Annotated in this window: 9 protein-coding genes; 2 read left to right on the forward strand and 7 right to left on the reverse strand. The window is 57.7% G+C overall.

The window, feature by feature from the left end; genetic code table 11:
• Positions 1-139: 139 nt before the first annotated feature.
• The 4 genes from H8B15_RS01910 to H8B15_RS01925 all read right to left on the reverse strand — a co-directional run bounded on the left by H8B15_RS01910 (position 140) and on the right by H8B15_RS01925 (position 3,235).
• Positions 140-763, reverse strand: a complete 624-nt coding sequence (locus H8B15_RS01910) for a hypothetical protein (RefSeq protein ID WP_187317959.1) — start codon at positions 761-763, stop codon at positions 140-142.
• Positions 764-851: 88 nt separating this feature from the next.
• Entirely contained in the window at positions 852-1,343 is a 492-nt protein-coding gene (locus H8B15_RS01915) for a DUF2147 domain-containing protein (RefSeq protein WP_187317960.1), read from the reverse strand.
• A gap of 131 nt (positions 1,344-1,474) precedes the next feature.
• Positions 1,475-1,918 (reverse strand): DUF2147 domain-containing protein, encoded by a 444-nt coding sequence (locus H8B15_RS01920; RefSeq protein WP_187317961.1) that lies wholly within the window; start codon positions 1,916-1,918, stop codon positions 1,475-1,477.
• A 747-nt stretch (positions 1,919-2,665) separates the two neighbouring features.
• A complete protein-coding gene (locus H8B15_RS01925) occupies positions 2,666-3,235 on the reverse strand; it encodes a C40 family peptidase (protein ID WP_187317962.1) in 570 nt (189 codons plus the stop codon).
• A gap of 165 nt (positions 3,236-3,400) precedes the next feature.
• Between H8B15_RS01925 and H8B15_RS01930 the strand changes: the two genes are divergently transcribed.
• Positions 3,401-5,209: a M61 family metallopeptidase gene (locus tag H8B15_RS01930; protein WP_246455267.1), complete on the forward strand. Its 1,809-nt coding sequence runs from the start codon at positions 3,401-3,403 to the stop codon at positions 5,207-5,209.
• A gap of 408 nt (positions 5,210-5,617) precedes the next feature.
• Positions 5,618-6,286: a helix-turn-helix domain-containing protein gene (locus tag H8B15_RS01935; RefSeq protein WP_216859038.1), complete on the forward strand. Its 669-nt coding sequence runs from the start codon at positions 5,618-5,620 to the stop codon at positions 6,284-6,286.
• Between the two features lie 199 nt (positions 6,287-6,485).
• Here the strand turns inward: H8B15_RS01935 and H8B15_RS01940 are convergent, their stop codons facing one another.
• From H8B15_RS01940 to H8B15_RS01950, 3 genes are all read right to left on the reverse strand, one after another.
• Positions 6,486-8,078, reverse strand: a complete 1,593-nt coding sequence (locus tag H8B15_RS01940) for a T9SS type A sorting domain-containing protein (protein ID WP_187317963.1) — start codon at positions 8,076-8,078, stop codon at positions 6,486-6,488.
• Between the two features lie 198 nt (positions 8,079-8,276).
• On the reverse strand, positions 8,277-10,007 hold the full coding sequence (locus tag H8B15_RS20925) for a DUF5723 family protein (protein ID WP_246455268.1): 1,731 nt from the start codon (positions 10,005-10,007) through the stop codon (positions 8,277-8,279).
• Between the two features lie 312 nt (positions 10,008-10,319).
• Positions 10,320-12,254: a KUP/HAK/KT family potassium transporter gene (locus H8B15_RS01950; RefSeq protein WP_187317964.1), complete on the reverse strand. Its 1,935-nt coding sequence runs from the start codon at positions 12,252-12,254 to the stop codon at positions 10,320-10,322.
• Positions 12,255-12,264 lie beyond the last annotated feature (10 nt).

Genomic DNA, 12,264 nt, shown 5'->3' on the forward strand with positions numbered 1-12,264 from the left:
TAAGAATACAAATAGGCTACAAGTACTAAAGCAGCGTAAAAAACAAGCCATAGCAATATCTTAAAACAAGGAAAATTTTCCTTGAAAAGATACTGCTTCGCGGTGGTAAATCATAGCGGGGTAGGCGAGGGCCCTATCCTTAAAACTGTTGCGCGCAAGCCTGCTCTGTTTCACTGGCGGCGGGAAGGTTGAACACGGCATCCAGCAGCTCATCAAAGGTATGAGCCGGGGAGAAGATGGTGTCGTGGTAGGGGTTGCTCACAAACCGAATGAAGCCCGGTTGGTCGTTGATGCGGACCAAATCCACTGTCACGTTGCCGAAACGCTGGTTGCAGCGCCCCGTGTCGGGACAGTCGCCGGGCGTGGGCTTTAAAAAGTGCTTTTCAATGGTTTCGGTGTACTCGGCTTGGGGTAGGCGGCGCCGGTCGGAGGTAGAAAGGTGGTAGCCCAGCGCCAGCACCCGGTCACGGATAAAATCAAACAGGTGCTGAAAATTACCCGGCCCAATACTGGGGTCGTAAAAAAACAAGGCTCCCTGCCTACCACCCTCACTCAGCAGCTGCACCCGCAGCCCTCGGCCGCGCACGTTGGTTTTCAGGAAATGGTACGCCTTGAAAAATGGCCCCATCCAGTTCAGATACACCCGTTGCTCCACCCAATGGGCGTAGGCCTGCTGCTGTGCTTTTGTACGCACCAACGGCTGCCACTCGGCCTGGCAGGCGGTAGCAGTAGAACCAAAAAGCTGTTTGAAAAAACGACGCAAGGATGGAGGAAAAGCAGGTTCGGAGTTTCAGAAGAAACACCCGACCTTACAAATAGTTTCCAGGTACGTGCGCCGGTCTGCTGAGCGCTTATAGCGCCGTGCCAGGTTTTAGGCGGTGCCAGTAGTGGGAGCGACCCAGCAGCGAAAAGCCAATGTAGCCCTTCACCTCCAGCCGGTCGCGCGACTCCATGCGCAGGTAGCAGGAGTAGTAGTGGCCGCTGTGCGGATCGTAGATTTCGCCGTCTTCCCAGCGGCCCGAGTCGGGATTGTAGCGCATTTTATACAGCACCACCAGATTCTGAAGCGGGCGGGTGCGCAGCGTAGGGTTGGGGTTGCGGCCGTCGAGGTGGGGCTGACCGGTTTTGGGGTCAATAGCGTGGTGCATCCAGATCAAGCGGCCCGTCAGCTCGCCGTCGTGCACGCTCACTTCCACACGGGCCTCGCCCGAGTCGTCTTCCCACAGGCCCACCGGCGACAGCGCCTGCGCGTGGCCCGCTAGCGGTAGCAACATGCCCAGGCAGAACAGCCAGATACAAACTATAGGAAGGGCACTGGCAGTGGGGCGGGCGGGCATGGGCATAGGCGCAGGGAAACAAACTGGATACGAGAGGAAGGGGAGCGTGGCTACGCCAGGGCAGTAACCGCCTGAATATAAATAAAAACAGCGGCGCTCCGCTCGGAACGCCGCTGCTCACTAAATAAGTTCGGCTATTACTTTACCCGCGTCCAGGTCTGCGAGCGACCAATCAGCGAAAAGCCAATATAACCCTTCACTTCCATGGTATTGGCGTTCAGCATTTTGATATAGCAGGAGTACGTTTTACCGCTCTCGGGGTCGTAGATTTTACCATCGTCCCACTTGTTGTCCGAGTCGTACTCGAAGCCCTGCATAAATACCATGCCCAGGCGGGGGCGGCTGCGCAGCTTGGGATCGGGATTGGGCGTATCGGTTTTAGGCTTACCGGTTTTGGGGTCGTTGGGCACAGCCAGCGACACGATTTTGCCGCACAGCTTGCTCCCATCGCACTTATAGATTTCAAATTGCGCTTTTTTATCGGCATCGGTCCAGGTGCCCAATGGCGAGAGACTCTGGGCCGCAGCAATTTTTGTGAAACCCAGCAGCATTGCCAGGCAGAGAAACAACATTTTTTTCATGGTGATAAGAGAGAGAGTGGGTTTGAGGAAAAGATAGGGGAAAACCGCGAAATGGTCAAAGCAGCCAAGTGCAACCAAACCGCGTTAGAATACCATAACCAAAATGCAAACATAGCGCCAGCTTGCCAATCAGACGATAGCAAAAAGAAAGACACTTTTTTTCTGAAAAAAACTCGCTGATGCTCAGGTTGCTAGCTCCAGGGGGTAAAATAGTAGGGTTTTTATTTTGAACCATCCGAAGGGCTTTTAACTTTACAAACCAGTAGCGAGTGCTACAGCCCTGTTCAAGCAGCCCTAAGGTGCTGGGCCGCGCGAGCAACGGTTATGTCGAACGTAAAGAAAGGAGGTACAAAATGTCTAGTAGTCCCAACCAAATCCTGCCGAGCCTGTCGAATGTAGTCCGCATCACCGCCGGACGCGCGTAACAACAGCTTTTCGCGCGGAGCACTTGTTAGCCCAACAGGGCGTGCTCCCGCATTCTGGCAAGGTCTTATCTCACGGATGGCGGGGCTGTACCCCAGACCCGTCGCTTGGTAAGATTTGAAGGATTAGATGCCCGGTATTGCCCAGCAGCCTTTCAGTAGGCCTGCACAGGCAGTACCGGGCATCGCTGTTTTATAATGGTGAGTAGTGAGATGGTGAAATGGTGAGTTTGACGTTCTCACTGTACTAAAGGCGCAGTCTGCGCAAGTGGCGCCATCAGAACGTCAAACTCACCATTTCACCATCTCACTACTCACCACTATTTCAAAGCACCCTGCGCACTTGCATGAAGCGGCGCTCGTAGTCGGAGCCTTCTACTTGGCTGATTTTCACGCCGGACTCGCGGCGGGCCGAGGAGGAGTGGATGAAGCGCAGTGGCTCGCCGGGTTCTGAAAGTACGATGCCTGCGTGGCCGGGTGTGGTGGAGGTAGCGGCGGTGCCCGTAAATACCACAATATCGCCGGGGCGGGCGTGGCTACGCTCCACGGGGCGACCGGTGCTGATGAGCTGCGCCGTGGAGTGCGGCACGCTGATATCGAACTGCTTGAAAACGTAGTACACAAAGCCCGAGCAGTCGAAGCCGCCAGCGGGGGTGGTGCCGGCGTAGCAGTAGCGCGTGCCCAGCTGCTGGCGGGCAAAGTCTATGATGGCCTCGGCCCGGTCGTCGTTGAGGGCGGGGGTAGGGGCGCGGTACGTACGCTGAACCACGGCCACTACGGGCGCAACGGAGGTAGGCGCAGTGCCGACGGCGTGGGAGTCCGGCTGGCGGGGCCAGAGAAATACAGCCAGCAGCACGGCTACCAGACTCAAAAACGTTATCCAGACGTAGCGCATATACTTAGTAAGAAAGTATGCTGCCTAACGGTAACCGTAGGGTAGGGGTTCCGGCTGGGTAGGCGCGGGCGAGTAGGTGGGTTCAAAAATCGGCCTTATTTTGCAACCCCGGCTGCTTTTTTGGGTCGGGTGTACTCCTGCTTTCTTTACCCTTATTTTCTGTTCATGTTGCCTACTCGTTTCCGCACGCTGGTGGCCGCCGGGGCGCTGTCGTTGCTGACGGCCGCCACGGCTGCTGCCGCTTCGCCTACCCTGCGCTACACCCTCTCCATGCCGGCTCCGCAAACCCACTACTTTGAGGTGGAAATGAGCCTGGGTGGCTTCAATAAACCCTACACCGACGTGAAAATGCCCGTATGGGCACCTGGCTCCTACCTGGTGCGGGAGTTTGAGAAAAACGTGGAAGGCCTGGTAGCCACGGCCGGCGGGCAGGCCCTGCAAGTCGATAAGGTGGACAAAAACACCTGGCGCGTGTATCACCCCAAGGCCAAGGACTTTACTGTAAAATATAAGGTATACGCCTATGAGCTGAGCGTGCGCACCAGCTTCATCGACGCCTCGCACGGCTACCTCAACGGCACCAGCGTGTTTATGTACCCCGCCGAGGGCAAGGCGCTGGCTAGCACCGTCACGGTGCAGCCCGCTACGGGTTGGAGCCAAGTGAGCACCAGCCTGAAGCCGGTGAGTGGCGGCGCGCCCTTTACGTTCCGCTCGGAGAGCTACGACGAGCTGGCTGACTCGCCCATCGAAATCGGTAACCAGAAGATCCTGCAATTCACCGCCAACGGTACACCTCACACGGTGGCCATGTACGGCGAGGCCCGCTACGACGAACAGCAGCTGCTGGCCGATATGAAGAAGGTGTGCGAGGAAGCGCACCGCGTGGTGGGCCAGAACCCGCTGGACCGCTACGTGTTCATTGTGCACAACCTGGAGCGCGGCAGCGGCGGCCTGGAGCACCTGTTCTCGACTACTCTAGAGGTGTCGCGCACCACCTACAACACGCCCGGCGGCTACAAAGGCTTCCTGGGGCTGGTGGCGCACGAGTATTTCCACCTCTGGAACGTGAAGCGCATCCGCCCCATCGCGCTGGGACCGTTCGACTACGACAAGGAGAACTACACGCACATGCTGTGGGTGAGCGAGGGCGGCACCGAGTATTTCTCCAACCTCATCACCCAGCGGGCCGGTTTCGTGAAGCCCGAAAATTACCTGGCCGACCTCAGCAACGTGATTACCCGGGTAGAAAACACGCCCGGCAACAAGATTCAATCGGCCGCCGAGTCGAGCTTCGACAGCTGGATCAAGCAGTACCGGCCCAACGAAAACTCCTACAACACCAGCATCAGCTATTATGATAAAGGCGAGGTAATCGGGGCCGTGCTGGACCTAATGGTGATAAACGCCACCAAGGGCGAGAAAAGCCTCGACGACGTGATGCGCTACCTCTACTCGGAGTATTACACCAAGAAGAAGCGCGGCTTTACGGACGAAGAATACCAGGCGGCCGTGGCCAAAATAGCCGGCCAGCGCTTCGACGATTTCTTCCGGCGCTACGTGTACGGCACCGAAACCCTACCCTACAACACGGCCCTGGGCTACGCAGGCCTGCGTCTCACCAACACCCCCTCCACCGCCGATGGCGTGCTGGGCGCCAACATCAGCACCCGCAGCGGCGCGCCCACCGTGACGACTGTGGTGCGCGACGGTAGCGCCTGGCAGGGCGGCCTGAACGTGAACGACGAAATTCTGGCCCTCGACGGCGGCCGCATCACCACCGACCCCAACACGGCCCTCACCGGCCGCCCGGCCGGCACCACCGTCAAGTTCTTGGTAAACCGCGACGGCCAGATCAAGGAAGTGAGCTTCCCGCTGCTGGCTGGCACCACCCAGCGCTACCGCGTAGAGCAGGTAGAAAACCCCACAGAAGCCCAGTTGAAAGTGCTGCGCAAGTGGCTGCCAGTAGGGCAGTAATACAGTAGAGCTAGAAAGCCTTAGTCCCTTCTAGAGGGACTGAGGCAACAAGAAAGGCGCCCGTCGTTGAATATCGATTCAACGACGGGCGCCTTTCTTGTTGCCTCAGTCCAGCCTACCATCATTTAAGCGTGCTGGGCAATCCACGTGACTTGGCTGTAGCTACGCTCTAGTTATGCTAGCTGCAATGCACTCAACCTACAGCGGATAAGTAGTGATATTTTTATATGATATTTAAATAGTTATATTTAATATAATTTTAATGTTGTTTATCAGGATTACAATCATTTGCTTTAGTTGGGACAACTTCCATAGATACGATACAAGGCATGGCTTCAAAGCAAGTGGAGAAGGGACTGTTTCGTCTAGATACTGAGTTTGACATTCAACTATCGTAATCCTACTTACATGACCGATGAAGAGCTTATTAAGCGAAAAATAACAGAGGTTGCCGCCGTGGCCGACGACCTACCCGGCGTGATAATTATCCTGAGTGGTGACTGCCGCCAAGTGCTCTATATGTCGGCTATGGGGCTCACCAAGCTGAACACGACACTGCCGGAGCTGACGGCCATGCGCGAAGAATACTACAGCCGCTATTTCAACGCCGACGAGGCCCACGAATACGTTCCGCAAGTGGCCGACCTGCTGGAGCGAAATGATCTGAACTACTCGCTGACGCTCTTTCAGCAGGTGCGCACAGGGCCGCAGCGTAGCTACGAGCTTCATCTGAGCACAGTGCGCATCTTGGCGCAAGGCAACCAGGGGCAACCACTGCTGACCATCTGCTTGTCCTGCATCCTGGATCCTGATTGCCATATCAACACCAAAGCACAGCGGCTATTGGACGAGAATGCCTTTCTGCGGGCCCAATCGGCCCGGTTTGCCAGCCTCACCAACCGGGAGCGGCAAGTGTTGGCCTGCATCTGCCGCGGGCAAAGCTCGGGCGATATTGCCGAGAACTTGTTCATCTCCGTCCAAACCGTTGATACGCACCGCCGCAACCTGCGCCAAAAGCTAGGCACCACCTCCGCCTACGAACTTGGCCAGTACGCCCGCGCCTTTGATTTGCTCTAGCAACGGGCTACACGTACAGGCTGGGTAGGGAAGTGTGCCAGCTAGGTGCTTGATGCTGAGTAGCTAGGAGGGTGCGTAAGGTAGGAGCCAATTCAGCAGTGGAAAGTACCGTGCTGCTGCGCTACTTGGCACGGCAGGCCAGCGCAGCAGCATGGCTTAGTCACTCGTCTTTCTAGGTGAGTTGCTCTCAATCAGGGTATTAGTATATAATTAATCGAGCCTGTCTGACCTGGCCCTTGCGCAACGACGTGGTACGCAGCTGGTAGACGCCCGGCGCTACCCCAGCCAGCGAAACGGCATGCGCATCGGCTCCTGCAGGCAATGCCTGGTGCCGCAGCAAGCGCCCCTGCACATCGAGCAGCTCTAGCGTGCCTCCTTCCGTAGCGGGTACTACAATGGTGGCGCGGCCAGACGCCGGATTCGGGTACACCGCCAAGGGGGCGGCAACAGTCCGTTGGGCGCTGGCGGCAATAACACCGCCGGCCGTGAGTTTGAGCAAAAATGCGCTGGGGCTGGTAAACGTCACCGCCGGCAGCGTCCCGAAGGTCAGCGTGCCCACGGCCGCTCCCGTGACGAAAGTATTGCCGCTAGCATCGGTGGCAATGGCAAAGCCGCTGGACTGATCTGCCGCGGTGGCGGCCCCAACCTGACCTGCCCACTGCGCCGCCCCCTGGCTGTCGTAGCGGGCCACAAAGGCACTTTCGCTCGCGCTGGTGACGGTGGTGGCGCCAAAGACCGTGCTGCCGCGGCTGCTACCCGTGACATAGTAGCCCCCGCGGCCGTCGTACGCTACGGCAGTAACTTTATAGTTTCCTACCTCGCCCGGCGTGATTTGCCGGTTCCAGAGCGCCGTGCCTTGGTTGGAGTAGCGGGCCAACAAGAGTTTGCTGGTTTGCTGACCGCCCACCTGCACGCCGTCGCTGTAGCCACCCACTACCGGGTTGCCGTTGGCATCAACGGCCACGCTCAGGCCCACGTCTTCGTTCGGACCACCTTCCCGCCGGGCCCAGAGCACAGTGCCCGTCGCGTCGAGCTTGCACACGTACAGGTCCGAGCGGCCCGCGCTGGTGAGGGTAGTAGTTCCGAAGACGACGGCATCGGTGAATTCGCCCGTTATGTATGTATTACCCGTGTTGTCGGCGGTGAGGCCATAGGCAAAGCCCTGGCTGGCAACCCGGGTAGCCTGGAGCACATTTCCTGCGGGGGAGAACCGGTAGAAATAGATGCCACCCCCGGTGAGGGGCGTGCCACCAAAAGCGACGGAGGTGTTGAAGTGCCCCGTGAGCAGCACGTTGCCACTCGCATCGGTGGCGATGCCGCGGGAGGTAGTGCCGGCAGTGCCCCCCTGCCGGACCCACTGCTGCATGCCCTGCGCATCGTACTTCACTACGTACGCATCGTAAGCGGAGGTAGTAAGTGTGGTGGTACCCAGCGTGATGGTCGAATCAAATTCTCCTGCCATGTATGCGTTGCCGGCGGCATCTACGGCTACTGTGCTGGAAGCGTAAGCGCTGGCGTCGAGCTTGATGGCCCATAGCACCGCGCCGGCCGCGCTATACTTCGCCAAAAACAAATGGGTAGTGCCCGCGCCCGCCGTCAGCGTAGTGGTGCCCAGCGTGATAGTGCCGGCAAAGGCACCGGTCACGTACTGGCTACCATCGGCGCTAACGGCAACGCTCTGTCCGTAGCTGCCGCTGTTGGCGCCCGTAGAGGTGACGCGCTGCGCGCTGGCCCAGGTAGGCGTACTTTGCGCATGGGCACTTCCCCCGAGAAGTCCTAGTGCCGTACACATGCCCAAAGAGGCAAGTACCGTGCGGAGTGAGGTAAATAAGTGCTGCATCTGCTTTTGTAGGTTGGTGAAGGAAGAAAAACTAGAGGTGGTGGCGCCAGCACGAAGCTGCTGGCGCCTACCTGGTTTTAGTGGTAGCACGGTGGCCTATAGCAGGTCAGTGGGGGGAGTAGGAGCCGTTGCGGGGGCCGGCAATGGCTGCTAGGGGGTAGGCGTCGTCGGCGGGGTAGGGGCAACGCTTTGCTCTGGCTGCGACGGTGCGGCGGGTTCAGGGGTAGGCGCCGGCGACGCTGGAGCCGGTTGCTCGGGGGCCGGGGGTAGGGGGCAGCCTTTGTTTTCGTTGGGGCCCGCCTCCGTAGGGCAGGCGTCCGCGGCGTCGGCTATGCCGTCTCCGTCCTGGTCAGGGCAGCCCTGTAGCGCCCAGGTGCCCTTCACCTTAGGACACTTGTCCAGTTTGTTGCTGACCCCGTCTTTGTCCCGATCTTTCAGCCGCTTTTTGTGCAGGGCAAAACCCAGGCCCACGTACAGGTCTGCGCCGGTGACGGCGGTTTGGCCCAGTAGGCCGCCCAGATTATCGGAGCCAATCAGCAGCGGGCCCAGGCGCACCATGGCCCCCAACTGCAGCGAACGGTAGCGGTTGGTGAGCAGAACCGGTACTGCTACCTCAACGCGGCTAAACTCCAGGCGCGGCGTGAGCACCAGGCTGCTGATAGAGCGATGCCCAATGGTCCGGTCTGGTAGCAGGCTTTGGGTCCACTGCAGGCCAGTATATAGGTGGTTGAGCAGGCGGTAGTCGGCGCTGAGGCGCAGGGTAGTGGGTAGGTAAGTGGTGAAGCGCTGGCTCTGTTCGGAAAGCCCAATCAGGCGGTCCAGGGTAGGCGCAATGTCATCGGCGTTGCGAATCTGGATGGTGTCGAGCTGCCCGAGTTGCAGCGTTTGGCTATTGGCTACCCGCGCCTGGCGCACATACTGCGCATTATTATAGCGGATGGCGCCTATATCGGTGAGGGCCAGGCCCAGGCGGAGCCGGTATTTGTTGCGGGTAGCATTTTCCCAAGTGCGGCCATCCATCTGGTAGTCGTACTGGTCGTGGTCGGGCCGCCATTCGTACACTACCCCCACATCAAACCCAACGCCCCGCCCCAGGCGCTGCTTACCGTAGAGGGAACCCACGCTAAAGTCCCGTTCATCGTAGAGCTCAGGGTTTGTGAAGCCGTAGCTCAGGTTGGCACTGCGCAGCTGCACGCTGTCTTCGTTGTATACCTGGTAGCCGGTGCCCTCGCTTTGCAGGTAGCCGCCGGCCAGCCCCACCAGGTATTTCGCCGTGATGCCGCCCTTCCAGAAATGCGTTTGATTGGCCGTAAACGTACGAGCGTAGGAAAAGGCAAATTCGTGGTAGGCGCCGGCCGCTAGGGTAAAGTTATTGTCGTTGGACAGCCCCAGGCTATCGGCATCATCCAGACCATAACGGGCCACCCGGGCCAGGTTTTCGCTTACGTTAGTGGTCTGCACAAACGCACGCACCCGGTTGCTAAACGCAATGCCCTGCTGCTTACCTATGGCCAACATCAAAGAAGGAAGTCGCGCTTCGCCTGTAAACGTGGCGAAGTAGGGTCCACCACCGCCTTGCTCCTGCAAATGCCGCTCGCGCAACTCCTGGCCGCTCCGTAGGAACTTCAGCGACGGGCTTGGCAGCTGCAGCTGCAGGTAGGTGTTATAAAAGGTGGCATTGCCACTGCCCAGGTTTAGGTAGGCAGCGTGCCGGGAGTCGGCCAACGAAGCCGGATTCAGATAGACGTTCTGCGTGCCCCCGTAGTTGCTATGCGCTAAACCGCTCCAGTTCTGCGCCCATCCCGGATACGCTGAGACCAGCGAAAATAGCACCACCAGTATACTTGCCGCCCGAAAGGAAGATACGTAAACGTGTTTCATTAATATGATTTTTACAGTTTTAGATTGCAAAAATCACAGAAAGGGCTGCGGCGTACAATACCCGATTTTAGGTATATTTGTATATTAATATTATTATATTATTGGATTTAAAATACACACTTGTAAAGTGTTACATTTAAATTAAGAGCACCTCCGGAAGTAGGCAACAAGGGGGGAAGTGCAAACAACGAGATGCAAAGGAGTGCATCTCTACTTTGTTCTGGCTAGCCTAAACAATTCCCAAGCCCTACCCTTCGGCAACAAAAAAGGCGACCTGTATGGGTCGCCTTTTTTGTTACCGATGGGTAGGGCTTAGCTGATGCGCTTGAGGGCCACGTCGCGCACGGGGGCAATGACCAGCGGCACCTTCTCTACCTTCACGGAACTGGTATCGAGACCAAAATATTTGTCTTCCGAGGCAATGAACTGCTTGATGTAGAAGTACGCCTGCATCACGAGCTTCTCCACGGTAGGGAAGTCGTTTTCGACGGACAGATACTTCTCCAGCACCACAAAGCGGAAATCACCCGTCACGTGCTGCTTGCTCAGCGACTCGTAGCGCGAGGTAATGTCCACTTCCTTGTTGCGCACCAAGTCCTCAATCACCTTGCGGAAGTACAGGTTGATACGCTGCTCGACGCGGAAGCCCAGGCGGAACGTGATGCGGAAGGCGTCGTTGGGAGCCAGCTCTACCACTTTGTACTCCATGGTATACGGCTCGTCGGTGGTGTCTACGTGCACAAACCAGTAGATGTCGGCGCGCTTGGGACGCTTCTGGAAGATGGAATAGATGATCTTCGACTCGATTTCGGAAGCCCGCTCGGCGGAGGTCATGAACACCAGGTGGGTGGAATACTTGGGGATGGAATCGTCGTGGCTCAGGTTCTTGAGCGACTCCATATACGGGTCAATCTTAACAAATTCTGTGAGGCGCTTCTTGATGTAGAAGGCCCGCAGCCACACGTACATCACGCTCACCAGCGCCGCCCCAATGGCCAGCGACACCCAGCCGCCGTGCGGAAACTTGATAAGGTTGGCTACCAGAAACGACCCTTCAATGCTGCCATAGAGCAGCACAAACAGCGCAATAGCGGCCATGGGCACCCGCTTGCTGCGCAGCCACATGGTGAGCAGCAGCGTCGTCATCAGCATGGTGAGGGTGATGGCTAGGCCGTAGGCCGCTTCCATATGCTCGGAACGCTGAAAATATAGTACCACCCCAATGCAACCAAACAGCAACAGACGGTTCATGCTGGGCACAAACAACTGGCCTTTCACGTCGGTAGGGTAGTTAAGCTTTACTTTGGGCCACATATTCAGGCGAATGGCTTCCGCTACCAGCGTAAACGACCCCGTGATAAGCGCCTGCGAGGCAATAACGGCTGCAATCGTCGCAATGCCGATACCGATGATCAAGAACCATTCGGGCATGAGAGCATAGAACGGGTTGCGACCATCCAGTTGTTCGCCCGCGTGGCTCATCAGCCAGGCGCCCTGCCCGAAGTAGTTGAGCAGCAGGCACAGCTTCACAAAAGTCCAGCTGATGCGAATGTTGCCCTTGCCGCAGTGGCCCAGGTCGGAGTACAACGCCTCGGCCCCCGTGGTGCACAGAAACACGGCGCCCAGCAGCCAGAAACCACCGGGATAGTTCACTAGCAAGTCGTAAGCATAGTAGGGGTTAGCCGCCTTTAGAATCTCGGGATGCTGCACAATGCCCAGTATGCCCAGTACAGCCAACATGCTGAACCATAAGAACATAATAGGCCCGAAAGCCTTGCCCACAATCTGCGTTCCGAAGCTCTGCAATAAAAACAGCAGCAGCAGAATACCAATGACGATGGGTACGGTAGGGATGTTGGGATAGATGGCCTCCAGGCCTTCCACCGCCGACGACACCGAAATGGGCGGCGTAATCACGCCATCGGCCAGCAAAGCCGCGCCGCCCACAATGGCCGGAATGGTGAGCCAGGCCGCCCGCCGCCGCACCAGTGCGTAGAGCGAGAAAATGCCGCCTTCGCCGTTGTTATCGGCATTTAGCGTCAGGAGCACGTACTTGATGGTGGTTTGGAGCGTGAGCGTCCAGAGCACGCAGGAAATGCCGCCGTACACCAGAATCGGGTCGATGGTGCCCGGCACAATGGCCTTCATTACGTAGAGCGGGGAGGTACCAATATCACCGTAAATAATACCCAGGGCAATAAGCAAGCCTGCCGTAGAAATGGCGGTGTGCTGGTGTTTGGAGTCCATAGAAAATAGG

This window comes from Hymenobacter citatus (assembly GCF_014333615.1).
GTDB classification, from domain to species: domain Bacteria; phylum Bacteroidota; class Bacteroidia; order Cytophagales; family Hymenobacteraceae; genus Hymenobacter; species Hymenobacter citatus.

Coding starts and splice junctions, on each gene's coding strand:
- H8B15_RS01915 (WP_187317960.1), bottom strand. CDS start 1,343: ATGCCCATGCCCGCCCGCCCCACTGCCAGTGCCCTTCCTATAGTTTGT.
- H8B15_RS01920 (WP_187317961.1), bottom strand. CDS start 1,918: ATGAAAAAAATGTTGTTTCTCTGCCTGGCAATGCTGCTGGGTTTCACA.
- H8B15_RS01925 (WP_187317962.1), bottom strand. CDS start 3,235: ATGCGCTACGTCTGGATAACGTTTTTGAGTCTGGTAGCCGTGCTGCTG.
- H8B15_RS01930 (WP_246455267.1), top strand. CDS start 3,401: ATGTTGCCTACTCGTTTCCGCACGCTGGTGGCCGCCGGGGCGCTGTCG.
- H8B15_RS01935 (WP_216859038.1), top strand. CDS start 5,618: ATGACCGATGAAGAGCTTATTAAGCGAAAAATAACAGAGGTTGCCGCC.
- H8B15_RS01940 (WP_187317963.1), bottom strand. CDS start 8,078: ATGTGTACGGCACTAGGACTTCTCGGGGGAAGTGCCCATGCGCAAAGT.
- H8B15_RS20925 (WP_246455268.1), bottom strand. CDS start 10,007: ATGAAACACGTTTACGTATCTTCCTTTCGGGCGGCAAGTATACTGGTG.
- H8B15_RS01950 (WP_187317964.1), bottom strand. CDS start 12,254: ATGGACTCCAAACACCAGCACACCGCCATTTCTACGGCAGGCTTGCTT.